Consider the following 648-nt stretch of genomic DNA (forward strand, 5'->3'; position numbering starts at 1 on the left):
TATTGAGTTAGCGGTATTGAATATGTTCCTTAATCCTTGTACCAGATTGTATGCTTTTTTGATATCTGGATATTGTTCAAATAAAATTTTAGATCTCCTATATTGATGTTGAGTCCAGTTATTGGGTGCTTTATAAAGTAAATACCTACTTCTAGCCAAGAGTTGTTTTCTTGTATCCCCATTAGAAAAGGTTTCAGGACTGAAAACTTTTTGCTTAGTTGTAGCCTGTTTTATTTGTTCATTTTCTTGGTCTATAGCTTCCCAACGATGTTTGATTCTGATATCTTGCAGGGCTTCTAAAGCAAGTTTCTGCACATGGAAACGATCCGTAACCTGAGTAGCTTTAGGAAAGCATTTCTTTACGATCATCTTCATTGAATGCGCCATATCCAAAGTAATTTCTTTGACCTTGTCTCTAAGTGATTTAGGAATTTTAAGTAGGTGTTCTATGATAGGTTCTGCTTTGGCTCCTGAGAGTATGGCTACAATAGCTCCTTTCTTACCTTTTGCTTTTTTATTAGTGATAATAGTGTAGAGTTCTCCTTTAGAAAGTGCTGTCTCATCAATAGATAAATACCTCCCCATATTCTCAGGAAAGATCAACCATTCTTTGGCGTGCGGTTTATCTTTCCATTCTTTAAATTCACT

1 protein-coding gene is annotated in these 648 nt (G+C 35.3%); it reads right to left on the reverse strand.

Annotated elements, in window-relative coordinates; genetic code table 11:
* A partial coding sequence (locus tag DZ60_RS0122060; protein ID WP_025744156.1) for an ISAon1 family transposase occupies positions 1-648 on the reverse strand: 648 nt, incomplete at both ends.

Origin of the sequence: Aquimarina pacifica (genome assembly GCF_000520955.1) — a bacterium.
GTDB classification, from domain to species: Bacteria; Bacteroidota; Bacteroidia; order Flavobacteriales; family Flavobacteriaceae; genus Aquimarina; species Aquimarina pacifica.